Below are 24,301 nucleotides of genomic sequence, written 5' to 3' on the forward strand. Positions count from 1 at the left end.
GTCACCTTAACCGTCAGCCAGCTCGCTTGAGAAGCGGAGGCGGTAACCGATCCCCAGCTCGTTGCCGATAATCTGCGGACGCTGCGGATCATCCTCAAGCTTTTGCCGCAAGGTGCGGATGAGGACCCGCAGATATTCGACATGATGCTCATGTTCCTTGGGCCAGACCTCCTTCATGATCTGGCCATGGGTGATCACACGGCCGGGAAATTGGGCGAGCTGGGCCAGCACCGCATATTCCTTGGGCGTCAGATGCACCTCCTGCCCGGCCTTCCTCACCACGCGGCCCAGCAGATCAATCTCGACATTGCCCGCGCGGACCGACGGGACGCCGCCGCCTTTGGTCATGCGGTTGCGCAGCGCCACGCGAACCCGCGCCAGCAATTCGTCCGTATCAAAGGGCTTGGTCAGATAATCGTCCGCGCCCAGATCGAGCGCTGCGACCTTCTCTTCAGTGGCGTCCCGCGCTGATACGATGATCAGGGTCGTATCGCTTTTCTGCTTGAACAAAGGCACCAGTTCCAGTCCGTCGCGGTCGGGCAGGCCCAGGTCGAGCAGGCTGATATCCGGCCGCTCGGTCCGCAATTTTTCCAGCGCGTCGCGCGCATTTTCCGCCTCTACGGTCGCATAGTTGGCGCGACTGAGCGCCGCGTTGATCAGCCTGCGGATCTGCGGTTCGTCATCGATGATAAGAACCTTGTGGCGGATGGTCATGACAGTGGCTCGCCGGGAAAATCGCTGATGATGAGATGTTCGGGTATGCGCAATGTGAAGCAGGCGCCGCGCGGTTCGCTATTGGTCGAAGCATCGACGCCCAGGCCCATCGCTTCTGCAAAACCCTTGACGATGGCGAGGCCAAGTCCCGTGCCATGCTTGACCCGGTCCGATCCTTCCAGGCGCGTGAACGTATCAAACACCTTCTTTTCCGCGCCGACCGGGATGCCCGGTCCCTCGTCGATGACAGATAGCAGGATGGCATCGGCGACCCGCTTGCCGCTGATCGTGACCGGGGTGTCCGACTCTCCATAACGGCCCGCATTGTCCAGCAGGTTGATCAGGCAGTGGTGCAGCAGGACCGGATCGACGCGCACCAGCGGAATGTCCGAAGGAATGTCGACCCTGACCTCATGGCCGACAAGCGACTGGCGGGTGTCCCTGATGGCACTGGCCACCGCGTCGAACAGATCGGTCGGCTCGATCTTCATCGGCAGGGCACCGGCTTCTACCCTCGCCATGTCCAGCAGGTTGGCGACGAACCGGTTGAGGCGCTGCGCTTCCCCCTCGATCGTGTCGAGCAGCGCCGATGGTTGCTTTCTTCGCAATTCCTGCGCCGCAGACATGATCGTCGTCAGTGGTGTGCGCAGGTCGTGGCTGACGGAGGACAGCAGCGCGGACCGCAAACGGTCGCGTTCGTGAATCTGCCGCGCGCCCTGCATCTCTTCCTCCAGCGCCATGCGATCGAGCGCAATCGCTGCCTGATCGAGAAGGCTCATGAGCAGGGGCGTCTGATCCGATCGCAGCGGTTCGCCCGCATCGTCGCGCGCCATCCCCAGCACGCCCAGCACGCCGCGCTGGGTGCGCAGCGGATGGAACAGCCAGTCGGATGCCGTCAGCGTCGATGATCCGCGACCCGCAGGTTGGGCATTGTTCATCGCCCATTGCGCCGCTGCCCGCTCGATTTCCTGAAGCCTGTCGTCGGGCGGGTAGGCAGCGCGCAGCGCGGGGCCGGAATCGGACGGCAGCAGCATGACCGTGCGAACGTCAAGCAGCCGCGCAATCTCCGCGCAGATCGCCTGGATCAGATCATCTTGGCTGGCGGCGGAGGTTAGTTGCCGGGAGAAACCGGCAAGCGCCGCATTCTGGCGCGCGCTGGACTGGGCAAGATCGGCTTGCCCGCGGACCCGCGCGGCAAACTGGCTGGTGACGATCGCAACGCCCAGCAGCACGAGGATGGAGATGACATTTTCCGGGTTGCTGACGGTCAATGTGCCGGTCGGTGGCAGGAAGAAGAAATTATAGGCAAGGCTCGATACCAGCCCGGCAAACAGCCCGGCGCGCAGGCCGTAGGTTGCTGCGGCGAACATGACCGGGACCAGATACAGCAAGGCGATATTGCCAAGGTCGATGACCTCCAGCAGCAGGCGGCCAACCGCCGTCATCGCGGCGATCATCAGCGCCGACCAGAGATAGTCGGTCGGCTTGCCCCATGCCATGCGGGTCGAATGCCGGCTCCGTGGCGGCGCAAGATCGTCGTCTGATGGAAGGACATGGACCGCGACCGACCCGATATCGCGGACAAGCCGATCCACCACGGATCCGTGGCGCAGCTCAAACCACCAGGATCGGCTCGACTTGCCGATGACAATCTGGGTCGCGTGCGCATCGGCGGCAAAACTTCGCAGACCCTCGACGACATTTTCCGCCGGAATGCTGGCTGTCGCCGCGCCCAGTCGCGATGCCAGCGCCAGCGTATCGGCCAGCGCCTTGCGCTCCTCGTCGGAAAAGGCCTGCGCGCGCCGGGTTTCGATATGCACGGCGGTCCAGGGCGCCTTGAGCGCATCGGCGAGGCGTTTGGCAGCGCGGACGAGGCCCGGTGCGCTCGGTTGCTCGCTGACGGCGACCACGACGCGCTCGCCCACCGCGAAGCTGCCCGCCAGCGCGTGGGCGCGGACATAATCGAGCATCTGCGTATCGATCGCCTGCGCGGCACGGCGCAGCGCCAGTTCCCGCAGGGCGGTCAGGTTGGACTTGGAGAAAAAATGGGAGAGCGCCCGCGTGGCCTCTGCCGGGATATAGACCTTGCCTTCTTTCAGCCGTTCGATCAGCTCGTCGGGCAATATATCGACGACCTCGATCTCCGCGGTTTCCAAGATCGAATCGGGCACGGTTTCGCGCACGCGCACATGGGTGAAGGATGCGACGACGTCGTTCAGGCTCTCTATGTGCTGGATATTGATCGTCGAATAGACGTCGATACCGGCGTCGAGCAGTTCCTCGACGTCCTGATAGCGTTTGGGGTGACGGCTGCCCGGAGCATTGCTGTGCGCCAGTTCATCGACCAGCGCGAGCTTTGGCTGCCGTTCAAGAATGGCGTCCAGATCCATTTCGCCAAGGCTGATCCCCCCATGGTCGATCTGCCGCCTTGGTATCACTTCATGACCCACGATCAGCGCTTCGGTTTCGCGTCGGCCGTGCGTCTCGACAACGCCAACCACAACATCGACGCCCGACTTGAGCCGCCGCATCCCGTCGCTGAGCATCTCGTAAGTCTTGCCAACGCCAGGTGCCGCGCCGAGGAACAGCTTGAGACGGCCGCGTCCTTCCTGCGCGGCTACCCGCAGGAAGGACTCTGGCGAAGGGCGTTTGTCGGTGTCGTTCACTGTGCTGTTGTAGCGCTGATCCGGTCCAGTCGTCGATTAAGATCGAGAATGTTGACGCTGGGATCGCCCAGGAAGCCCAGGAACGGCGTCCTGATCGTGTCCTGCACCAGAGCGCGAACGCGCGCCGCGGGCAGGCCGCGAACGGCGGCGACACGCGCAACTTGATAAAAAGCCGCCTCAGGCGAGATGTCAGGATCAAGGCCTGAGGCGGAGGCTGTCACCAGGTCGGACGGAACAGGGAGACCGGGGGACATTTGCTGAAATTTGGCGACATCGGCTTTCGTGCGATCGACCAGCGCCTGGCTCGTCGGACCGAAATTGGAGCCTGACGAGGCAAGGCCATCATAGCCCTTGCCAGCGGCAGACGGGCGTGAGGAGAAATAGCGCGGATCGGCAAAGCCCTGGCCGATGAGGGAAGAACCGACGAGCTTGCCCTGTTCCTCGATCAGGCTGCCATTGGCCTGATGCGGGAAGAGGGCTTGGCCGATGCCAGTCATCGTCAGCGGATAGACGATGCCGAGCAGAGCCGCGAAAAGGAGGGCCAGCACGATCGCTGGCCGGAGAGAGGTGAGGAAGTCCTTGCCCATGATGCTTTCCTTCAGGCCCGATGATGTCAGACGAGGCCAAGGCCGCTGACGGCCAGGTCGATGAGTTTGATGCCGACGAACGGCGACAGGAGGCCGCCAAGCCCGTAGATGGCGAGGTTGCGCGCCAGCAGCGGCCCGGCACCGATGGGTCGGTAGGTCACACCCTTCAACGCCAGCGGCACGAGCAGCGGAATGATCAGCGCATTGAAGATGATCGCCGACAGGATCGCGCTCTGCGGTGTCGCAAGCTTCATGACGTTGAGAATGCCGAGGCCCGGATAGAGGACCACGAACATGGCCGGAATGATCGCGAAATATTTGGCGACGTCATTGGCGACCGAGAAGGTGGTGAGCGCGCCGCGCGTCATCAGCAGCTGCTTGCCAAGCCCCACTATTTCGATGAGCTTGGTCGGATCACTGTCGAGATCGACCATATTGCCCGCTTCCCGCGCTGCCTGGGTGCCGGTATTCATCGCGACGCCGACATCGGCCTGGGCGAGCGCTGGCGCGTCATTGGTGCCGTCGCCGCACATGGCGACCAGGCGTCCGCCCTCCTGTTCCTTGCGGATCAGCGCCAGCTTGTCCTCTGGCGTCGCCTGGGCAAGAAAGTCGTCTACGCCAGCTTCGGCGGCGATCGACGCGGCGGTCAGGGGATTGTCGCCGGTGATCATGACCGTGCGGATGCCCATGACGCGCAGTTCGCCGAACCGTTCGCGGATGCCCGCCTTGACGATGTCCTTCAGGAATATCGCGCCGAGCAGCTTGCCGTCCTTTGCAACCGCCAGCGGTGTGCCGCCCGCGCGTGCAATCTCGTCGGTGATGCGGCGCAGTTCCTGCGTCGCCGGTTCCTTGTCCAGGCCGGGATTGGCGCGAAGGATGGAATCGACCGCGCCCTTCTGGATCACGCTGCCGCCGACCTTCACGCCGGATATCCGCGTCTGCGCCGTAAACGGGATCACCTCCGCGCCGTCGGGCAGAACCTGCGCCGATTGGCCGAACTTGTCACGGGCGAGCAGGGCGATGGAACGACCTTCCGGCGTCTCGTCGGCCAGGCTGGCGAGCAGGGCGGCCTCTGCGAGCGCAGCCTGGCTGGCCCCGCCGACCGGGCGAAACTCGGTCGCCTGTCGATCGCCGACCGTGATGGTGCCGGTCTTGTCGAGCAGCAGCACATCAATGTCGCCTGCGGCCTCGACGGCGCGGCCGGACTTGGCGAGGACGTTGAAGCGCACGAGCCGGTCCATGCCGGCGATGCCGATCGCAGACAGCAAAGCGGCGATCGTCGTCGGGATGAGGGTGATCAGCAACGCGGCCAGGATTGCTACCGGAATCGACCCGCCTGCATAGCTTGCAAAGCCGGGGATGGTGCCGACAGCGATCAGGAAGATGATGGTCAGGCCCACCAGCAATATGGTGAGGGCAATCTCGTTGGGCGTTTTCTGTCGCTCGGCCCCTTCGACCAGGGCGATCATCCGATCAAGGAAACCCTGGCCGGGGTTCACGGTGACACGGACGCGAATCTCGTCCGAAATGACCCGTGTACCCGCCGTGACCGCCGACCGGTCGCCACCGGCTTCGCGGATGACAGGCGCGCTTTCGCCGGTAATGGCCGCTTCGTTGACAGACGCGACGCCCGACACGACCTCGCCATCGGCCGGGATCAGGTCACCTGTCTCCACCAATACGATGTCGCCCATGCGGAGCGCGCTGGCCGGCACATTTTCGCTCTCGCGGCCGTCGCTTTTCAGGCGCTTGGCGGTCAGGTCGGCTTTGGTCGCGCGCAGCGACACAGCCTGCGCCTTGCCACGCCCCTCTGCGATGGCTTCGGCAAAGGTGCCGAACAACACCGTCAGCCACAGCCAGATGACCAGTTGCAGTTTGAAGCCGACCGTCAGCCCGTCCTGCCCGACAGCCAAAAGGACGGTCAGAAGAACAGCCACCGCCGCGGTCGTGAACATCACCGGATTGCGGATCAGTTTTTTCGGGTTGAGCTTGCGGAATGCATCGCCGATCGCCGGAACGATCAGGTCTGCGGTGAAGAGCGATTTGGACGCTGTGCGTGCCATTTTTATGCTCCGATCAGAAAAGCTGGCCGCGGATCATCGCAAGATGATCGGCAATGGGACCAAGCGCGAGGCTGGGCAGGAAGGTGAGGCCACCCACGATCAGCACAATGCCGATCAGGAGGCCGGTCCAGAGCGGTCCGGTGGTCGGGAAGCTGCCCGCCGTCGCCGGTGTATATTTCTTCGCGGCAAGGCTGCCTGCGATCGCCAGCATCGGAATGATCACGAAGAAACGGCCAAGCCACATCGCGATGCCCAGCAGCCCATTATAGAAGGGCGTGTTGGCGGTAAGACCCGCAAAGGCCGACCCGTTATTCCCGACGGCGCTGGTAAAGGCGTAAAGTATCTCCGAGAAGCCGTGCGGCCCCTTGTTGAGCGGTCCGGCTAGTCCGGCATCCATGACCGATGCAATGGCGGTGAAGCCAAGAATGATGAGCGGCAGAACGGCAATGGCCAGCACCGCCAGCTTCACTTCGCGGCTCTCGATTTTCTTGCCGACATATTCCGGCGTCCGGCCAACCATCAGGCCAGCGACGAACACGGCCAGGATGGCGAACAGCAGGAAGCCGTAGATACCGGCACCGACGCCACCGACGACGACTTCGCCCAGCTGGATGTTGAACAGCGGAATCATGCCGCCCAGCGCCGTGAAACTGTCATGCATCGCATTGACCGCGCCGCAGCTCGCCGCCGTGGTGACGACGGAGAAGAGTGCCGAGGCGGCGATGCCGAAGCGGACCTCCTTGCCCTCCATGTTGCCGCCGGAAACACCCAGGCCGTGCAGGATCGGATTACCGGCGGCTTCCTGTGCATAGACGACCGTCACGCCGATCAGGAAGATGGTGAGCATCGCGGCGAGGATTGCCCAACCCTGGCGGGTGTTGCCGACCGCCTTGCCAAAGGTCCAGGTCAGGCCGAAGCCGATCAGGAAGATCGACACCATCTGCACGAAATTGGTGAGCGCGGTGGGGTTCTCGAACGGGTGGGCGGAATTGGCGTTGAAGAAACCGCCACCATTGGTGCCGAGCATCTTGATCGCTTCCTGGCTGGCGACCGGGCCAAGCGCGAGTGTCTGCTTCACGCCTTCCAGGGTCGTCACATCGACCGAACCGGCCAATGTCTGCGGCACACCGCTGGCGATCAGGAACAGCGTATAGACGATGCAGATCGGCAGCAGCAGATAGAGCGTCACCCGCGTCATATCGGCCCAGAAATTGCCGATACCCGCCGCGCTGCGCCGCGCGAATCCGCGAAAAAAGGCGAAGGCGAGCGCGATGCCGGTCGCGGCCGACAGGAAATTATGGATGGTCAGGCCAAGCATCTGGCTGAGGTTCGACATGGTCGATTCGCCACCATAGCTTTGCCAGTTGGTGTTGGTGGTGAAGCTGACCGCGGTGTTGAACGACAAATGTTCGCTCAGCCCGGCATATCCCAGCGGGTTGAGCGGAAGCCCCGCCTGCAACCGCAGGATCGCGTAGGTCAGCAGCAGCAGCGTGGCATTGAAGATCAGCATATGGACGGCGTAGCGCCGCCAGCTCTGATCCTCGTTCGGATTAATGGCCGACAATTTGTAAAACCCACGCTCGACCGGGCCGAGTATGGCATGAAGCGGTGTGGGGCGTCCCTCATATAGAGCGAACAGCCAAAGGCCGACCGGCTTGGTCAGCGCCAGCAAAATGCCCACAAAGGCCGCGATCAGCAGCCATCCCTGGAATGTCATGAGAGCTTCCTTTGTCTAGAAGCGTTCGGGCCGCACGAGTACGGCGACCAGATAAAGAAGGAGGCCAAGGGCGGTGATCGCCGCGAGCCAGAGATCAAGGGTCATTGTCCGGCCACCCTCACGCGTTGTCGCACAGGGCGACATAGCCAAGGCTAGCGCCGAGCAGAGCGAGGATGAGGCCGATCCAGAGGATGTCCTGCATGGGTTGTCTCCCACAGTGCTCGCGCGAAGGAGGCCGCATGAGTCATCTGCAGTCGCCTAGATATTGCAGGGCGTCGTTGGAATTCGAGACGGAGGATATCCCAAGCGCATAGTATTTGCGTATGGAAGCGCATAGCGCACCGGCCATGACTGGACGTGAGGCTTTGGATGATCGTGGCTGATGGCACCGATGGCCGACTTTTGGTGGCGATGAAGGGGCAGTAAACCGCCATGTCCCAACGCCAACTCGCACCAGCGCAAACTACTCAGCAATTTGGTGAAGCACTGGGCCAGGACAATGGCTTGGTAGGTCGATACGCCGTCGGAGATACCGACCCCACCATGGTATGTATGCAGGACGACGACACCGGCCCTTTGTCGGTCCTCAACTATGATCCTGAATTCTCACAAGCAGACCGTCTGTTTCCAACGAAAATTCGAGGGCCTAACCATCGATCTGCCAAAAACAACATGGCGGAACACGTCGCGATAGCGGCACCAGGCAACAGCTATCGAGCGCCGCTGCAACGGTACACCATGTTGTTGCAACGCCATCCCTGTACAAAGGGGGCAAGATGGTAGTCGTTGCCGTAGATATTGGGGGCGCTCAAATAATCGGTCGATATGATTTGTGCGCCGCTGGCAAGCGCTGCGTCGCGGCGCTTGCCCGAACCATCGCGCGCATCAACGGTGTCAATGTCGGCCCGTGTCCGCACCAGATACCCTTGGCGGACCGCCTCGCCTATTTCCGCGCCGCGCGTCAGCGCATTGTCGAACAGCATGAAGGCGGTGTGCGCCATGCCCGCCTGACCCTGCACGAAGGCGACACGCCCCTGGAGTGATGGGCGTCCGTCCAGATAGGGCGCGAAGGTTTTGAGATTCATTCCTGGCACGAGGAACAGGAACAGGAATTTTCCGCGGGCCTGCCCCAGCGTTGGCCAGCGTTTTGCCCGTGCGGCAGCTTCCAGTGTCGGCAAGCCCCCCCGAAGATCGTCGGGCGTAAACAGCTTGTCGCGGCCAAGGACGCTGCGAATGCTGTCATCCACTTCGTCGAACGCCGCCTTGTCGAACGGCGGGATCGCAGTCGCGCCGGGGATCGCCTTATCCAGACCTGAAAGCTTGGGCTCCAGTAGCACGAATACAGGGCTGTGGTTCGGCGTGGCATCCGACCATTGCTTCATCAGTGTCAGGCAGTATCGGAAAGTCGGGCATTGGCTGCGAAAATCCAGGTCGGCAACATGCAGCACCTTCATCCCCGGCTTTGTCAGTTCGTTGCGATAGATGGGCGCAAGATCGGTCACACCCTGCTCGCGCAACTGGCGATAGGCAAGGGGATCGGCATAGGCACCGCCCTTGGGATCGGGTTGCAGATCGATTTCGATGCTACGAACGCCGCTGCGCAACTGCGCCTGCAACGGCATTTGCACATAGTCGAGGCTGGCGGCGATGTCAGTGAGGCGACCGGGATGCTCATCCAGCATCTGCGCGCGCTGGGCGGGGAGCATCGTTTCGCTCGCCTTTGCCATGCGTGAGGACAGACGTGGCGCCATCAGCGCCATGACACGCGGATCGGCGGGGATTGCGTAGCTGTTGTGCGTGCCGACCACTTGTATTGCATTGATTGGCAAGGCGTCGGGGTTCGACACAGGCTGTGCCATAGCCATCGCTCCACACAGGGCAGCAGCAAGGCTGGCCCCCATAACACACCGTTTCACAGACCTGTCTCCTGCTGTACCGATCGAACCGGCATGTCCATCAAAGCCCTGCCGTTGATCCGAATGTTCCGGGCCATCGGCGTCGTGACGACATAGCGCGGATCGCCCGGCGTGATGGGATAGAGGCCGAGCATGGCCCAGATGTACCAGGCAGACATGGTGCCTGCGTCGTCATCCATGCCGTCGGCAAATCCCTGCGGCGACAAGGCGAAGCTGCGCCCTACCCATGGCTGTGGCCGGACGCCGGAATTGACATAGCGATGCGGTACGGGTTGGGTAATGTAGCGGCGTACCACCCGTTCGGTGGCAGCCTTGTCGCCCGCCCATGCAAAGAGATAGGGCGTATGAATGTCGGGCTGGTTCGTCATGTTGAACAGATTGTCGGCGAAGAAGCGCTCCAGCTCGGACCGGAACTGCGGGCCTAGCGTCCGGGCCAGCCATGGCAGGTCGAACACCGGCGCCCAGCGATATTGCGCCAATGTGCCCTGATACAGCCCCCGCGCCTTCACGATATCGGCATCGTCCCCAAGGTGGCGGAAGGTAGCCAGCCACATCGGACGATAGCTGAGCGCCTTTGCACGAAATGCCTGCGCGGTGGCGGTTTCGCCCAGGTCCGACGCCAGTTCGGCAATCGCCCAATCGTCATAGGCGGCCTCGATCTGTTCGTCCGGCGTCTCGCGGGCAAGCGTGGCGCTTTCCGCCACCATCCCGGCCAGCGCCGCCTTCGCGTCGAAATCAGTAATGCCCCTGCGTCGGAAATCGAGCAGGGCAATCCCCGCATGTTCGGTGCGCACGGTCAGAAATGGCTCGGTTGGCGTTGCCCAGCGCGTCTTGCCACTCTGATAGAGCCTCACGAGCGAGCGCGCGATCTGCCCGGCGCGCTCCGGGTCGATCAATGCGAGCAGCGGCATCTGCGTCCGGTAATTGTCCCACAGCGCCCAACTCGTATAATGTTGATCGCCGGGCGAAAGCTGCTGGACTGTGCCATCGCTGCCGCGAAAGCGCCCGTCCGGGTCGGCGATGGCGACGGGTGACTGCATCACGCGAAACAGCGAGGTATAAAAGAGCCCCTGCTGCTTTTGGGCGCCGCCGATACGGACGCGGGACAATTGCCTGTTCCATTCGGCCAATGTTTGCGCGGCAACGGTCGGGAAAGGACGGTTGCCCAGTTCGGTGTCACGTACTGCTGCCGCGGCAGCGGGATCGACCGAGGAAAGGCCGGTGCGTAGTTCGACACTATCGCCGCTGCGCACGCGCAGCGCCAATCGCGCCTCTCGTGCCGCTTCGCCGTGCCAGAGCGCTGCCACTGGCTTGCCATTATGGGTCAGGCGTGTCGCGGAATGGAGATGATAGATGCCTGCGTCACAGACGGTGCCAGCTGAAAAACTGGCGCGCAGATCGCCGTCCGGTTGCGCCTGCCAATGGGCGGCGATACGCTTGGAATAACCACGATCGAAGGCGACGATGACGTTGACCTGCCCGGACTTCGGCACGGTGAAGCGCAGGCTGCCCGCGCCACGTGTGGCAGTCATGTCCGCGATGATGCCGGGACCGTAACCGACGCTGTAATAGCCCGCATGGGCGCGCTCATGGCGCTTGTTGATCGGCGCGGGACGTGTCGCATCATTATAGGCGAGCATGACCTTGACGTCGCCGCCCGCCCCGCCGCAGCCGACACCGACGCCGCGCGTGTGCGAAAATCCGGTGAGCTGGGTGGCGGCATGGTCATAGCCGGCATGGTTGGCGGGCATCGTGTCGGGACCAAGCTGGACCATGCCAAAAGGCGCAACCGCCGCGGGGCTGAGTTGTCCATAGTCGGCAAGCGTACCCACGAACGGATCGACCAGCAGCCCTGGCTCGCGCGCTGCCGCAGTCTCCGCAAACGCGCCATATGCCAAGACTGCCACCAGGATAACGGCGATGTGCCTCATCATGGATCGAGCGGGTCTATGGCTTCGACATGGAAAGCGATCGGATCTGGCGTAAAGACCAGCGTGAACTGGTCGGGTCCCGGTGTCAGACGACCGGGCTGTACGCCCATTTCGGCAAGATTGCGCTGGGCCAGCACATCGCCGCCTATATATTGGATCGTGCGATGATCCGACACGACCAAGGCGGGCCGATCGGTGGGGAATTTCGCGGCCAGCAACAGCCGCGCGCAATTGCGCAAATTGGTGGTGGTGTGGCGCGCATGGGGTTCGATCAGGATGCGGTCGGCAGGCACGCCATATTGCGTGATGAGCAGCCGCTTCATCTCCACCGCTTCGTTGAACGGTGTGCGGTTGGGATGCACATTGCCGCCCGACACGATGATGAAGGGCGCAACGCCCCGTGCGAACATATCGGCGGCGATCGACAAGCGGATATGCCCCAGCACACCGGTGTGCGATTGTGCATCCTCCGGTCCGTGACCAAATACCAATAATGCAGTGTAGGGCTTTCCGCGCCAGTTCATCCTGCCAATGGCGCGGTTGGTTTCGGCATTGTCTCCGCCGAGCAAAGGCCGGAAATTTCCGGCGTCGATGCGTTCGTTCATTTGCAGCAGGCCCGCCGCATAACGCAGAGCGGGGTCGAAAAACAGGTCGCTGCCCTTCGCCTGCGCTGCGGTGGCGACGCCATGCGCGCTCAAAATGTCGGCCATCTGTGGCAGAGCCATATTGAAGATGGTCGCATCTATGACGGGATAGCGCGGCGCCACACCCTTGGCATAGACAGCGATCACGCGGTTGATGGCAGCCGCCGTTTCCGCCCAGGCCGCCGCCACCAGATCGGCGTCTGACAACGCCGCATATCGTGCAAAACGTCCCGATGGGCGCATCTGCCGTGCGACCAGCGCCTTGCCCAGTTTCGGATTTTCCACCAGGTGCCGCAAGCGCGCCTGGACCAAAGCGATGTCCGCATCGGTCCAGATCCACGCATCGGCCAGGCATTGCGGCGAGGGGGTGCATGGACCCGTGGGAATGCGCGCCGCGCGATTGGCTGTCAGCGTTTGAAGCACGCTGTCGTCCCGCAATGCCTGCCCCCAGCCATCCGCTGTCCGCATCATGGCGAACAGCGGAAAGACGCGCGTCGGCAGCGTATCGGCAAAGGGTGATGTGTACCCCGCAGGCTCCTGCGCTGCCGTCGTTGCCGACGCCAGCGACAAGGCAGCCGCCACGCAAGCCCCGAAGGCAGAGGCACGCATCAGGTGCAAATTACCAGCTCCGGCTGAGGATGAAGCGGAAATTGCGGCCGAACACCGGACGACCATAGATCGCATCGCTTGCGCCCTGTCCGGCAAGCTGGTCAGTGCGCGGGTTGCCTTCGGTCAATCCCTTCGCATTGGTCAGATTGTCGCCGACCACCTGGAAGCGCCACTTGCCATAGGTCATCGCCGCACTGGCGCCGAACGTCTGATAGGCGGGCAATGCAGTTAGATTGAAAAGGTCGACATAGCGACGACCGACCCATTCATAACGTCCCGCAATCTGCAGTTCGCCCTCGCCCACCGGGAAAGTGAACGATGGGCGCACATTGCCGAAAAATTTGGGTTCACGGATGATCTGGTTGCCGTTCACGGCGCTGGGATCGGCACCTGACGAGTTTTGCAGGTTGCGATACTGCGCATCGGAATAGGTGACGGAGCCGGCCAATTCAAACCAGCGGACGGGCGTGATCTTGCCGTCGATTTCGACACCCTTCACAACAGCTTCGCCGATGAAAGGCACGGACTGGTCGTTGCGGCCGGTCACCGGATTGAAAGCGATGAATGAGGCGTTGAACGGGTTAAACTTCGTGTAAAATCCCGTCACATAGACATAGGCAGGGCCATAGCTTGCCTTGACGCCCAATTCATACTGACGCGCTTTGGTCTTGATAATGGTGGGCGCTGGGTTGGATACCACGCCCATCTGCGGGGGTACTTCCAGATTGGAGACACGCCCATAGGCACCCAAATTGCCGTTGAAATCGTAATTGGCGCCGAGTGTCCAGTTGGTCGCCGAAGGCTTGAGCGTCTGGGAAACTATCGCGCCAGTGAAGGCGCGGGTATTATTATCGGCTATCGTGGTGGCGTCGCCCAGATTGGCGCTGGCCGACAGTAACGAATAGCCTTCATAGTCATACCATTCCTTGCGGATGCCACCGTCGATCTTCAATCCGTCGGTCACGTCCCAAGTGTCGTTCGCGTAGATGGCGATCATCTTCGCATCGGCCTTGCCCTGATTGAGCGTGGTCGTGTAGCGCAAAACGCCATTTTGCGTGACCGAACCCAACACGGCACCCGTGGCCGAATAGGCGACGAGATCGAGCGTACGCGGCCGGCTCTGAACTTCGATCAGCATGTCCTGATAGACCTGGAACAGCGTATTGCCGTAAAATGATCCATAAGTGCCAACCCGCACGTCGTGCGTGCCAAAGCCGGTTTCGAATTTGCGGGTCACGCTCAGATCGGCCTGTCCCGAATAGAATTTCGATTCCGAAACGCGATACTGGCCGGACATGACCAGCCCGGAAGCGGAATAGGGATCATAGGCCGTCGCGCCGTTCGTGCCAGCGATCGCGTAACCCAGGCGCGCTACGTCCGCTCCAAAAGCCGTGCGTGCGGCTGCCAGATTGCTGGCGATAAAGGCATTGCCATCGACCGGATTGGTGGTCGAATAGAAAGCGTCGAAGCTGTTCTTGCCCTTGGTAAACCCGCCCTTGGCAGAGACGAGCCAGCCGTTGAAATCGCCTTCATACTGGATGCCGGCGTTGAAGAAGCGGATATGGCGTCCATCGGCCAGATCGCGGGTCAAGCCCTGCGTCACACCCGCGCCATCACGATATTTGATGTTCACGTTGCGCAGCGACGGCGAGTTCATCGTGCCGGTGTGATAGTCGATATAGGGATCGAGCGAGACTGACGGATTGCGCGGATCGGCGATCGGGATCGGCAGATAGAACAGGTTGTGATCGTTCGTATATTGCATCGTCACCTTGACGAAGCCATTGTCCAGATCGTGCTTCAGATTGGCGCGGATCTGACCACCTTTGTCGTTGGGAAATCCGGCGTCGCGATAGCCATCATGCTGGCGCAGGAAGCCGCCAATCGCATAATAGGTGTTTTCGCCAACTGGGCCTGACTGCATGGCGTCCAGCCGGTACAGACCGGTATCGCCCAACGTGATCTGCGCCTTGCCACGCGATTCGGGTCCGCCGGTCGCTGTGATATTATTGGCAATGGCGGCGGCGCTGCTCGCGTAAATCGGCGCAGGGCCACCGCGGACGATTTCAACGCGCTCGGTCATCAGATCGTAGCGGTTCATGCCGTCGCCGGAGTTGAAGAACACGCCGTCGATTTCATGATATAGCGGCAGCCCGTCCTGCTGGAAGATCAGATAGCCACGATCCGTCGGAATACCGCGTACGCGGGTGATGTTCTGCACTTCACCGCCAGTCGCTTCCACCTGGATGCCCGGAACCGTGCCGAGCAGATCGGCGAAATTCTTGGGCGCGATCTTCTGGACTTCAGCCTCGCCGAGCGAATTGACCGCATAGGATACGTCAAAGCGGCGTTGTGCGCGCGCGCTGCCGGTTACGACGATGTCCGATTGCGGCTCTTCTTCCACATCCGGTGCGGCGGCCGGCGCAGTTTCTTGCGCGGCAGCAATGCCGGACGCCGACATCGCCAGCGCGCTGAGCGAAGTGAGCAGAATGACGGCTTTGGATTTCTTGACTGTAAGTTGCATTGTGCGATTTCCCCGCTTGGATGCCGGGCGGTTAGGGACGCTTCGCGACAGAGCCATGACAGTCTGACCAGTCAATGTCGGAAAGTTGGGCATTTTCGAGGATTGCCGGGGAGGTTCGCCTTGGCAAAGTTACCACGCCCACCGATCGCCGAGATCAGGACCATGGGTGGTGTCAGCCTAACGCGAACCGCTTTCCGACTCGCAGATATCGGTGTTTGAGCGGCATGAGCTAGGCTGTAACACTCTGCCACTTGGGCCAGATGGCACCGCGCAGGTCAGCAGCCACACCGCGGTCGCAGCGGGCAGTCGCGATTCCGTAGCGAAAGATGCGGCTTAGCACGCGCCGCATGCGCAGCGCGCTCTTATAGCGACCGTTCGTCTCCCTTGCGCAGGACCGCCAGCGCCTCGTGAGGCGTTATGCCATCAATCGGATGGGATCCGATCAGCGGATAGGCCATGCCCAGGAGCCAACGGATTTGTCGAGTGTGATGGCAGCGCGACCCTCACGCTAGCATTTGGCGATCCATTCTTGCGCAGATTCCTTGAATGAGGTAGCCGAGGTGAATCTTGCCGCGACCGTTGCCCGCTTCCTTTGAAACCAGTCGCTTACTGGGGATCTTCGGACGTCGCCGGAAGAACAAATGGTGCCAGAAGAGGACTCGAATTGAGAATTTACTCAATTGTTTTAAAATCTTAGTCGTCGAAAATGATTTGTGTGGATACCCTCAATTGTACCCGCAAGCAAAAAAACAGCGCGGTGCGATGCCCATTTTCGCCGCTCTGACAATTTTTTTCTATCTATCTGCGTCTACCATAATCCACAGCAATCTGCACATGACGAACGTGAATTTACATAGCATCCATTGCTTCGACGCGGCCTTAGGGCAGTTCGCGACCAGAACGCGTCGTTCGCCGGTTGGGCTTAGAACGGCAACTTCCGTTACAACCGGCCATTCGCTCATCGGGTAGAAGAGTTCTTCGAACTTGAGCAGCCTGCATACGCCGTCCGCGAACACAGCCAGCGCTTCCTCGTGATCGTCAGACATCAGTTCTATAACGCGCGTCGGCCGACTCACATCTTACGAACACTCTTGAACTCTGTAGGCTCACGGCCTACATGCCTACCATGAGCATCGCTGCCCCCCGGTTTGATCTATCATTTGTCCGCAACTGGCGGGCGACCGCGCATAGCGTTTCGGCCGCAACGGCTGTTGCCACCAGGGTTGCGCCGCGGATCGACTATGACCTCGATCTCGTCGTTCATTCCAACCAGAGCCGCATGCTCGTCCAGTGCAAGCAGCCGACGGTCCGGATCAGCCACGATATCCTCCATGCGCTTACCGAGCACAAAGACGCCCGCATCTTCGTCCAGGGCAGCGTGCGTTACGACACTGCGATCAAACCTCTGCGCGACGCGTTCCTCGATGAATTCCAGTTCGCAATGTCGACGACTATGGGCGGCCATGCAGGGCGACGCTCCTTCACGACTGCGCATGAAATCGGCCACGTCCTGCTATCCCGCCGATCGGTCGGCCGCGCGCTCGAAGAGCTGCTTAACATCTTTCGCCTCGACCGCGGTGCATCGAGGGTGGAGCCGATAGCGTGGCTGTTCCGTACCCGTGTTCGCCAGGTCATCGGCGCCGTCCGTTTGACTATCGGCTTCCGTGTCTTCGCACCGACGCCACCCCCGCCCGAGCTCTCCACGCTGCGCGAATGGGCGCGGCGCTTCGCTATCCATACCGGCTTTTCCCCTCCGCCGGCGCCGATCGCCCGATGCGATGCGCTTCACGGAGGATACAGTGATTACAACCGACGACCCGATCTTGAGCCTGATACTCGCCTGCGGCGGGCATCCAGAAATACCTGCGGCGCTTGCTTCGGCCGCCTATTGGAAGGCGAACCTGCTGCTCGCCGCTCGCGGCTGGTCGACGATCGGCGGCTTCACCAGCGTCGTGCGGCTGCCCGAGGGCCATTATGCAGCCCCGGTCGATGCCTCGTGGGCGATCAGCTTCGCCTGGGATTACGACGTGAACCGCGCCTTCGCGCTCCGGCTGCAGCCGTTCTCGGACGAGGACATCGATGAAGGAGACCGACCGATTGCATGAACCGCCACGGATATCCGAGGTCTTGCGAGCGCATTTCCTGACGATCGAAGGGGTGACGCAGGATCGCCTCGCCCAGGCGATGGGCGTGTCGCGCCACAGCATCAACGAGCTCATGAACGATCGGCGGTCGATCACCGCTCCGATGGCACTGCGGTTGGGTCGTGTGCTCGGCACCGATCCAGAATTCTGGCTCAACCTGCAGCAGGCGCGGGACTTGTTCGAGGCGCGGCGTGATCTCGGCGAGGAGCTGGGCGACCTGACAATTCTCCGCGTGTCGGTCACGGAAGCCGACGTCGTGCGAACGCGAGCCAAGGGGCGGACCGATGCCGATGCCGCAAGCGCCGCGAACTCGCCGGGCTGAATGGTCACGACGCGCACTCTGAACCCGCTACCGTTCGAGCATCTCGAGCCCAAGAGGTTCGAGGATCTCGTTCGCCAGCTCGTCTATGATTTCCGGCCCTGGCGCGTACTCGAAGCGACGGGGCGGAGCGGCGGCGATGACGGTTTCGATGCTCGCGCGATCGAGGCTGTCTCAACCGCTCTAGGTCAGCCGCCAGAGCCCGTAGAGGGTGAGAACGACGTTGCGGAGCCGGACCATGATCGTCCCTGGCTGATCCAATGCAAGCGCGAGAAGGCGATCGGTCCGACGAAGATCGTCCAGCACCTCGATGCGATACCACCCGAAAGCATCGTCGGTCTCCACGGGATGATCTTCGCGGCGGCGTGTGATTTCTCGAAAGCCACCCGCGATGCGTGCCGTGCCTGGTGTCGTGACCGCGGCGTGCAGGAGATTTACATCTGGGGGCGCGGCGAGATCGAGGATCAGCTCTTCCAGCCGAAGAACGACAACTTGCTCTTCGCCTATTTCGGGATTTCGTTGCAGATACGGCGACAGGCGGTCGGTACGCGCATCCGGCGAGCGACCACCCTCAAGCGACGTATCCGCAAGATGCAGGAAGGCGCACATTGGCCCGGCGCGCCGATCATCATCCGGGACGCCTCTGACGATCGTTATCCGCAGGTCGATGAAGGCGGGTGGGAGAGTGGTGACTATCGCTGGCGTCCGGCTTTCTCGTGCGGGCCGGGTATCGATGGTCTGCGGATCATCGTCCGCCAGCATTACGGCTTCTATAACCCTGAAACCCAGGAATGGGACTTCGCCACCGGCTTCAACCATATATATCCGCACGAAGCCGAACGGCTCTGGGCACGGCCGCAGGCTCTGGGATCATCCGATGCCATCATCACCGCGTGGAGCGGGATGCCGCGTCAGCATCAGGTGCATTTCCGTCTGATCGGGGTGATCCCTTACAGCGAGATCATCGAGATCGATCAGGAGCCGGACGACTTCAGCGACCTGCCGGTCGTCTTTACTTCGTTCAGGCCGTGGCGGGCCGGGGGCTATGAGCCACCCTATCTGGATCGGGTGACGTTAGAATTCGAAGCCTCCCAGTCGTACCAGCAGGCGATCTGGCAACCTGACCGCCACGTCCGCGTATTCCCGACTGACATGCGTGATGCCAAGTGGGAGAAGGCCTGGAGCGAGGCCAACGGCTGGGCGTTGTCAGAGCGAACGCGCGAGTTGCCGCTCGATCCGAAGATCGCGGAATTGCGGCGCGAAATCCAGTCCCAGGAGTAGACCGATGCCAGCGATCGCGGCGCTGGCCAACAATGCGCATGAAGAAGGTCATCGCGATTGTTGCGCGCTCGCCGACAGTCTCTAGAATTGGTTGCATGAATCGTCTCGTTTACAACCTTTATTGCGACGAAAGCTGCCACATCGAGGGGGACAGGATTCCCGTGATGGTGCTCGGCTGCGTCTGGTGTGAGGTCGGCGAGACCCAGCGCGTCAAGGAGCAGCTCCGCGCGATCAAGCGCCGGCACGGGCTTGGGCCGACCTTCGAGACCAAATGGACGAAGGTTTCTTCTGGCAAGGTCGATTTCTACGCCGACGTTCTCGACTATTTCCTTAGCGAGCCGAAGCTGCGGTTCCGCGGCATATTGGTTCCCGACAAGGACAAGCTCGACCACGAGCGATTCGGCCAGAACCATGACGAGTGGTATTACAAAATGTATTTCACAATGCTGAAATACGTCATTTCTCCGTCGCACGCCTACCGCGTCTATCTCGACGTGAAGGACACGCGCGGCGGTCCCAAGACACGTGACCTGCACAACGTGCTTTCCAACAACATCCATGACTTCAATCACAAGACGGTTGAGCGCGTAGAGCAGATCCGCTCGCATGAGAGCGAGATCCTCCAGCTGACCGACCTGCTGATCGGTGCGGTCGGCTACGCCAACCGTAGGCTGGAGACGAGTGCGGCGAAGCAGGCGCTGCTTGCACAGCTGCGTGGCCGGCTCGGGCCGAAGGCGCTGACCCAGACCGCGTCGTTTTCCAGCACCAAGTTCAACCTGCTGGTTTGGGCGGCGCAGGAGGGTGCCGGATGAGTGTGCCGGCGCTGCTCCCGTTCGGGGGTGACTGGAAGGCCTATGAAATCGAACTCTACGCGATCTTCCTCGCGGAGATCGCGCAGGGCGGGCTGATCTTTCGCGGCGACCGGGTATCCTGTCGCCGCCTTCCTGAAACAGAAGGCAAATGGGCCGCCTTCTGGCATCTTATCCAGCAAGGACCGGTGGAGGATGATCGCCTGCCCGACATGCGGCGCTGCGAGCGACTGCGCTGGGTGAAGTATGTCATCGAAGCCTGGAATACCGACGGCGACATCGAGTGGTGGGAGAACAAGCGCAAATCGGAAACCAGTGTCCTGCTGTGGTACCGCGAGGAGTATCTCGTCATCCTGGCCCGCCGCGACGGCTACTGGCTTCTGAAATCAGCCTATGAAACGCATCAAGCCCACCGCATTGGCACTTTGCGCGCAGAACGCGACAAGTTTCACGGCCACTAGAATCAGCTGAGGCCGGCTCAGCGTTGCCGAACCGACCTCGAATGCTCTTCCTACGCATGGCAGGTGAGACTGAGACGTATCTATGCATGGTCAAGTGTGAATGCAAGGCTAATTGCCTGGTACCGCATATGCGGTACCAGCGTGGGCGCGGTGAAACAAGCCGCTTTGGCGGTTGGCGGCCAATGCTCTGCTCCGCTTTTGCGAACTTTACGTGTCGATCACGCCATAGATTGCTACGGACGGGCCGGGGGGTGGCACGCCCGCTCACCTTCCAATAACTCATCTTGACGACACAAGCGGCTGCACTGCTTCACTCCACGATCCAGACGCGACCATCGACGAAAGTCAGGTGAGAACTTTGGCCCAGACGACGGTAGTTGATTGTCGGCGGTTGCTGATGGCGTGAGTTGGTTGACAGGCCGTGGGAGCGAACGGCGGCTTCTTTATATGCTAAGCTGAAATCTACGAGTCGCATTCCGCGTCTCCAATTGCACTCCGATGGCCGTCGGGGAGCGCTGGACGTCCGCTCCTGGCGAGACCTGCCGTTCGACGCGTCACCTGGTAAGGGCAGGAAAGTCCCAAGATGCAACGTTCGTTTGCGGCGGCGGCGTCACGGCGCCGACCTGATTTCGTCGCATTACAGATCGGGATAGAAATGCCGTCGCATGGCCTGAGCGTCACGTTCGCTCAGGAACGAAACCAGGAACATCGTTTCCTTCAGCTTGATCACGCCGACATTATCTACCGGGCCCAGCGCATAGCCGTCCTCGCTATCAAATTTGTCCAGCCATGCGCGCACCGTCGCCTCGTCTTTCAAAGGAAAAAACACGTTGAAGGCAGCGTTTTCGCGCATGATCGACTCCTAGTCTCAATTGCCGAGGGGAGAGAAAGCAGGGCATCCGGTATCATGGCTAACGATAAGTTGTCAGGCCCGATCTGCTGCCGAAGTGAGGTAAAACGTAAACAGTCAATATTCGACCCACTTTTCTCTCGTGCCGGGATCCCGCCCAGACAGCCTCGGAACGACGGCTTCTGGTGCGAGCTGCCATTCGCCAGACTGATCGAAAACGGCAGCATCGTCCCATTTCAAGGCACCCAGGACCGGGGCTGCCATCGACCCTTGTGAGACATTCAGCCAGCGGCTTTCTAGTCCCAACTGCGGAACAGCCGCTTTCCTTTCCGCGCAGTCGAGAATCCCTTGAGTGCCGAAGGGCAACAATAGCATTGGTTTATGAGGCTTGCCCTTAGGTGACATCAGTCAGTGCCGGAGATATGGCACGTGGATGAGGTCGGCGGGGGGCGGCATTGGACATATCTTACGAAAGAATCAGCAGTTCCTTGGGATCGCTGTTGCTGGTTTGGGCCTCGGTCGAGAAAGCTGTGCGCCACGAAGTTGTTCGCGCCCATGGCCTCCTGCCGCCAAGGGCGCGTGGCATAGCCGCTGCGTTGCAAACCTGGGAGAGCGCGGTCATCGAATCTCAACCCGCCAACTCACTCGGGCCGTTACTCGCCACGACGTTGCGCCGCCAACTGCAAAAGCCGCTCGATGTTCGGAATGGCGTATGTCATGGGCTGATCGGCATTTCGGCGGCAACTGAACAGATGCAAGCCACGTTGCGGTGGGAAATCAACGACGTTAGGCATGCGATCTCTTGGGATGAGCTGCAGGCGCAGCTAGGGTGGCTTTCAAAACTACCCCGCGCCGTTTCGATTATCTCAAACCCGTCACTGAAGGACGCCGGAAACAGGACCACAAATACGGCTGAAAACCGCGCGTGGTGGCGATCGGAGTTCTTATTTGGTGTGCCCGAACCGTGAGGCTGCTGCCATAACTGCGCGATAGGAAGGATCGACCCTTTGTGGCCTATCAGCGATTAAATTTCGTTATCCGGCAGCAGACCGTCGGTTATTGGTTGCCTTCCGACGATCTCTTACCGTTAATCGGCAGGTCTATCAGTAATAGGACTTTCGCCGAAATCGGGTGATACAGAACGCCTATAATAGCTTTCTGCACAGGTTGAGCCGCGCCTCCCCTTGCGTTAGCTTCATCACTAGATGGCGTGGAGGTTGTAGATGGCGACTTTGGCTGAACCGCTACCTGGATATGGGCGCGATGACCGGTTCTTTTTGAGGATGGCGATCGCGATGGCTTTGACTATCGTTGCCGGTTTTTCCCTTCAAGCGGCGACGGGTCGCTCGACGTTTGGCGCGCCGCCACTTGTCCACCTCCACGCTTTCATCTTCTTTGGTTGGGTGGTGCTGTTCGTCTCACAAAACCTCCTAGTCACCCGGGGCTCGATCGCCCTTCACCGGCAGCTCGGCTGGGTAGGCGCTGGGTGGGCCAGCGCGATGGTCCTCGTCGGCATATATACGACCATAGAAATGACGCGAAACGCCGCCACGCCGTTCTTCTTCCTTCCGGCATATTTTCTTGTCATGAACATCCTATCGATCCTCTGCTTTGGCGGCTTGGTCATCGTGGCGATATCGATGCGCAAGCGAACCGAATGGCACAGGCGTTTCATGTTTTGCGCCATGGCAATCCTGACCGGACCAGCCTTTGGCCGCCTTTTGCCAATGCCGCTGCTTGTCCCATATGCAGAATGGGGCGTTTTCGCCGCAGTGATGTTGTGGCCGTTGATTGCGATCGTTGCGGATCGTCGCCGCCGAGGCCACGTCCATCCGGCATTATGGTGGGGCATCGCGACCATCATTCTCATGCAGATCTCGATGACTTTGATGGCGCATAGCGTGATAGGCCTCAAGCTTTACGCCGTGAGCACCTCGGGTTATCGCGGCGCGGCAATCGCGCCGTTTGCCTTTCCGATGCCGCCATCAGGCCCGTTGATTACGGGTCGGTAGATGGACAGTGTTGACGTACGCATTTTTGAAAAGCGATGGAAATTTACGGGGGCCTAATCCAACAGGCTAAGTAAGCCGCTGCACGATCGACCCATCGCAGACGTTCAGCGTCCAATTTTTCATCCCCGAGTACTGTCGGTCCGCTTTTCAGGCAGGTGTCGACGACGCACACCTAAAAATGCATCGTCGCCGAGCAACACTGTTGGTGGCCGCCGGCTCTTGGAGGGACCATTAGCCACCCACTCAGATCCCTTCCAGGAACCCGCCTCAGACCGGTCTGGTATGGTCAATAAATTCAGCATCATCGGGCGTTGTTACTCGCGAACAAATAAAGTACGAACAAACAGGCAATCTAGCGGCAAGTTTGAAATGAGCACCCATCAGATTCACGTATTCATCAGCCACTCGTGGGCTTACTCCGGCCACTATGCCACGCTATCCAACTGGACCTTCGAGCAGACTTGGAGGGTGGGCCAAGCGTCGCTCGACCTACGGAACTTCTCAGTCCCGAGCAGCGATCCGATCCTCAATGCCAACACTGACAAGGCTCTGCGCGAGGCGATCCACCGTCAGATTTGCCGGAGTCACGTCATCGTGATCCCGACTGGCATGTACACGCACTACAGCAAGTGGATCGGCAAGGAGATCGACGGCGCAGGGATCTACGGAAAGCCGATCCTTGCGGTAGACCTACGCGGCGCGCAACGGTCCGCAAGTGTCGTCGTTCAAGCATCCAGCAAGTGCGTCGCATGGAATTCCAAGTCCGTTGTCGGTGGGATTTGGGATCTTTACTACCGCGGAACGTGAAGCGAGATATATACCAATGGTAAAAGTGTTCCTCTCCCACCAATCCGCCGACTCGTTGCTCGCAACGCGGATCGAACGCCGTCTACGTGAACTGCACGGAATTGAATCTTATCTCGACATCATCGATCCATACATTAGCGGCCGTGGCGAAAATTTGGCCCTCCACATTCAGACCGAGATGGGCAAATGCACCGTAAGTGCCGACGGAAGGTGGCGTTGACGCGGCCTGTCAGGCTTTGCGGCGTTT

The 24,301-nt window shown here is 60.8% G+C and carries 22 protein-coding genes and 1 pseudogene; 9 read left to right on the top strand and 14 right to left on the bottom strand.

What is annotated here, in order from left to right:
* Positions 1-6: 6 nt before the first annotated feature.
* The 13 genes and pseudogenes from ACODR8_RS17990 to ACODR8_RS18050 form a co-directional block, all read right to left on the bottom strand.
* Entirely contained in the window at positions 7-714 is a 708-nt protein-coding gene (locus ACODR8_RS17990) for a response regulator (protein ID WP_489008525.1), read from the bottom strand.
* The gene (locus tag ACODR8_RS17995; RefSeq protein WP_489008526.1) at positions 711-3,380 is read right to left on the bottom strand and encodes a DUF4118 domain-containing protein; all 2,670 of its coding nucleotides are present in this window, start codon (positions 3,378-3,380) and stop codon (positions 711-713) included. Before ACODR8_RS17995 ends, ACODR8_RS17990 begins: the two co-directional genes overlap by 4 nt.
* Positions 3,377-3,967 carry a potassium-transporting ATPase subunit KdpC gene (kdpC, locus tag ACODR8_RS18000; protein WP_489008527.1) on the bottom strand — a complete coding sequence of 197 codons (591 nt, stop codon included), beginning with the start codon at positions 3,965-3,967 and terminating at the stop codon, positions 3,377-3,379. The genes ACODR8_RS17995 and kdpC overlap by 4 nt, the downstream gene beginning before the upstream one ends.
* 26 nt (positions 3,968-3,993) lie before the next feature.
* Positions 3,994-6,030, bottom strand: a complete 2,037-nt coding sequence (gene kdpB, locus ACODR8_RS18005) for a potassium-transporting ATPase subunit KdpB (protein ID WP_489008528.1) — start codon at positions 6,028-6,030, stop codon at positions 3,994-3,996.
* Between the two features lie 13 nt (positions 6,031-6,043).
* The gene (gene kdpA / locus ACODR8_RS18010) at positions 6,044-7,747 is read right to left on the bottom strand and encodes a potassium-transporting ATPase subunit KdpA (protein ID WP_489008529.1); all 1,704 of its coding nucleotides are present in this window, start codon (positions 7,745-7,747) and stop codon (positions 6,044-6,046) included.
* Between the two features lie 15 nt (positions 7,748-7,762).
* A complete protein-coding gene (kdpF, locus tag ACODR8_RS18015; RefSeq protein WP_037492487.1) occupies positions 7,763-7,852 on the bottom strand; it encodes a K(+)-transporting ATPase subunit F in 90 nt (29 codons plus the stop codon).
* 605 nt (positions 7,853-8,457) lie between these two features.
* Positions 8,458-9,606 (bottom strand): Ca2+-dependent phosphoinositide-specific phospholipase C, encoded by a 1,149-nt coding sequence (locus ACODR8_RS18020; RefSeq protein ID WP_489008530.1) that lies wholly within the window; start codon positions 9,604-9,606, stop codon positions 8,458-8,460.
* A 53-nt stretch (positions 9,607-9,659) separates the two neighbouring features.
* Positions 9,660-11,570: a glycoside hydrolase domain-containing protein gene (locus ACODR8_RS18025; RefSeq protein WP_489008531.1), complete on the bottom strand. Its 1,911-nt coding sequence runs from the start codon at positions 11,568-11,570 to the stop codon at positions 9,660-9,662.
* Between the two features lie 23 nt (positions 11,571-11,593).
* Positions 11,594-12,820: a YdcF family protein gene (locus tag ACODR8_RS18030; protein WP_489008532.1), complete on the bottom strand. Its 1,227-nt coding sequence runs from the start codon at positions 12,818-12,820 to the stop codon at positions 11,594-11,596.
* A 37-nt stretch (positions 12,821-12,857) separates the two neighbouring features.
* Positions 12,858-15,371, bottom strand: coding sequence for a TonB-dependent receptor (locus ACODR8_RS18035; protein WP_489008533.1), 2,514 nt, complete (start codon positions 15,369-15,371; stop codon positions 12,858-12,860).
* A gap of 229 nt (positions 15,372-15,600) precedes the next feature.
* A pseudogene (locus tag ACODR8_RS18040) lies at positions 15,601-15,738 on the bottom strand (phage integrase central domain-containing protein); the annotation flags it as partial.
* The gene (locus ACODR8_RS18045) at positions 15,734-15,829 is read right to left on the bottom strand and encodes a hypothetical protein (protein ID WP_489008534.1); all 96 of its coding nucleotides are present in this window, start codon (positions 15,827-15,829) and stop codon (positions 15,734-15,736) included. The pseudogene ACODR8_RS18040 and the gene ACODR8_RS18045, both read right to left, overlap by 5 nt.
* Before the next feature lie 698 nt (positions 15,830-16,527).
* On the bottom strand, positions 16,528-16,878 hold the full coding sequence (locus ACODR8_RS18050) for a hypothetical protein (protein WP_489008535.1): 351 nt from the start codon (positions 16,876-16,878) through the stop codon (positions 16,528-16,530).
* A gap of 292 nt (positions 16,879-17,170) precedes the next feature.
* Between ACODR8_RS18050 and ACODR8_RS18055 the strand changes: the two genes are divergently transcribed.
* Genes ACODR8_RS18055 through ACODR8_RS18075 form a run of 5 tightly spaced genes read left to right on the top strand, consistent with a single transcriptional unit; the run spans position 17,171 to position 20,385 of the window.
* A complete protein-coding gene (locus ACODR8_RS18055) occupies positions 17,171-17,476 on the top strand; it encodes a hypothetical protein (RefSeq protein WP_489008536.1) in 306 nt (101 codons plus the stop codon).
* Positions 17,451-17,837, top strand: coding sequence for a HigA family addiction module antitoxin (locus tag ACODR8_RS18060; RefSeq protein ID WP_489008537.1), 387 nt, complete (start codon positions 17,451-17,453; stop codon positions 17,835-17,837). Before ACODR8_RS18055 ends, ACODR8_RS18060 begins: the two co-directional genes overlap by 26 nt.
* Positions 17,838-19,115, top strand: a complete 1,278-nt coding sequence (locus ACODR8_RS18065) for a hypothetical protein (protein WP_489008538.1) — start codon at positions 17,838-17,840, stop codon at positions 19,113-19,115. It abuts the gene before it with no gap.
* A 38-nt stretch (positions 19,116-19,153) separates the two neighbouring features.
* Positions 19,154-19,927, top strand: coding sequence for a DUF3800 domain-containing protein (locus tag ACODR8_RS18070; protein WP_489008539.1), 774 nt, complete (start codon positions 19,154-19,156; stop codon positions 19,925-19,927).
* Positions 19,924-20,385 (top strand): hypothetical protein, encoded by a 462-nt coding sequence (locus ACODR8_RS18075; protein WP_489008540.1) that lies wholly within the window; start codon positions 19,924-19,926, stop codon positions 20,383-20,385. The genes ACODR8_RS18070 and ACODR8_RS18075 overlap by 4 nt, the downstream gene beginning before the upstream one ends.
* A gap of 637 nt (positions 20,386-21,022) precedes the next feature.
* Here ACODR8_RS18075 and ACODR8_RS18080 read toward each other — a convergent pair.
* Positions 21,023-21,238: a hypothetical protein gene (locus ACODR8_RS18080; RefSeq protein WP_489008541.1), complete on the bottom strand. Its 216-nt coding sequence runs from the start codon at positions 21,236-21,238 to the stop codon at positions 21,023-21,025.
* Between the two features lie 452 nt (positions 21,239-21,690).
* Here ACODR8_RS18080 and ACODR8_RS18085 point away from each other — a divergent pair, with 452 nt between their 5' ends.
* From ACODR8_RS18085 to ACODR8_RS18100, 4 genes are all read left to right on the top strand, one after another.
* Positions 21,691-22,203 carry a hypothetical protein gene (locus ACODR8_RS18085; RefSeq protein ID WP_489008542.1) on the top strand — a complete coding sequence of 171 codons (513 nt, stop codon included), beginning with the start codon at positions 21,691-21,693 and terminating at the stop codon, positions 22,201-22,203.
* Between the two features lie 255 nt (positions 22,204-22,458).
* Positions 22,459-23,247 (top strand): hypothetical protein, encoded by a 789-nt coding sequence (locus ACODR8_RS18090; protein WP_489008543.1) that lies wholly within the window; start codon positions 22,459-22,461, stop codon positions 23,245-23,247.
* Between the two features lie 369 nt (positions 23,248-23,616).
* Positions 23,617-24,054 carry a TIR domain-containing protein gene (locus ACODR8_RS18095; RefSeq protein ID WP_489008544.1) on the top strand — a complete coding sequence of 146 codons (438 nt, stop codon included), beginning with the start codon at positions 23,617-23,619 and terminating at the stop codon, positions 24,052-24,054.
* Between the two features lie 16 nt (positions 24,055-24,070).
* Entirely contained in the window at positions 24,071-24,274 is a 204-nt protein-coding gene (locus ACODR8_RS18100) for a toll/interleukin-1 receptor domain-containing protein (protein WP_489008545.1), read from the top strand.
* Positions 24,275-24,301 lie beyond the last annotated feature (27 nt).

The sequence above is a fragment of the Sphingobium sp. FG58 genome (assembly GCF_057809055.1).

What these genes read in the sequence shown, in the direction of transcription:
- ACODR8_RS17990 (WP_489008525.1), bottom strand. Translation starts at nt 714, where the DNA reads ATGACCATCCGCCACAAGGTTCTTATCATCGATGACGAACCGCAGATC.
- kdpC (WP_489008527.1), bottom strand. Translation starts at nt 3,967, where the DNA reads ATGGGCAAGGACTTCCTCACCTCTCTCCGGCCAGCGATCGTGCTGGCC.
- kdpB (WP_489008528.1), bottom strand. Translation starts at nt 6,030, where the DNA reads ATGGCACGCACAGCGTCCAAATCGCTCTTCACCGCAGACCTGATCGTT.
- kdpA (WP_489008529.1), bottom strand. Translation starts at nt 7,747, where the DNA reads ATGACATTCCAGGGATGGCTGCTGATCGCGGCCTTTGTGGGCATTTTG.
- kdpF (WP_037492487.1), bottom strand. Translation starts at nt 7,852, where the DNA reads ATGACCCTTGATCTCTGGCTCGCGGCGATCACCGCCCTTGGCCTCCTT.
- ACODR8_RS18020 (WP_489008530.1), bottom strand. Translation starts at nt 9,606, where the DNA reads ATGGCACAGCCTGTGTCGAACCCCGACGCCTTGCCAATCAATGCAATA.
- ACODR8_RS18035 (WP_489008533.1), bottom strand. Translation starts at nt 15,371, where the DNA reads ATGCAACTTACAGTCAAGAAATCCAAAGCCGTCATTCTGCTCACTTCG.
- ACODR8_RS18045 (WP_489008534.1), bottom strand. Translation starts at nt 15,829, where the DNA reads ATGGCCTATCCGCTGATCGGATCCCATCCGATTGATGGCATAACGCCT.
- ACODR8_RS18060 (WP_489008537.1), top strand. Translation starts at nt 17,451, where the DNA reads ATGAAGGAGACCGACCGATTGCATGAACCGCCACGGATATCCGAGGTC.
- ACODR8_RS18065 (WP_489008538.1), top strand. Translation starts at nt 17,838, where the DNA reads ATGGTCACGACGCGCACTCTGAACCCGCTACCGTTCGAGCATCTCGAG.
- ACODR8_RS18070 (WP_489008539.1), top strand. Translation starts at nt 19,154, where the DNA reads ATGAAGAAGGTCATCGCGATTGTTGCGCGCTCGCCGACAGTCTCTAGA.
- ACODR8_RS18075 (WP_489008540.1), top strand. Translation starts at nt 19,924, where the DNA reads ATGAGTGTGCCGGCGCTGCTCCCGTTCGGGGGTGACTGGAAGGCCTAT.
- ACODR8_RS18080 (WP_489008541.1), bottom strand. Translation starts at nt 21,238, where the DNA reads ATGCGCGAAAACGCTGCCTTCAACGTGTTTTTTCCTTTGAAAGACGAG.
- ACODR8_RS18090 (WP_489008543.1), top strand. Translation starts at nt 22,459, where the DNA reads ATGGCGACTTTGGCTGAACCGCTACCTGGATATGGGCGCGATGACCGG.
- ACODR8_RS18095 (WP_489008544.1), top strand. Translation starts at nt 23,617, where the DNA reads ATGAGCACCCATCAGATTCACGTATTCATCAGCCACTCGTGGGCTTAC.
- ACODR8_RS18100 (WP_489008545.1), top strand. Translation starts at nt 24,071, where the DNA reads ATGGTAAAAGTGTTCCTCTCCCACCAATCCGCCGACTCGTTGCTCGCA.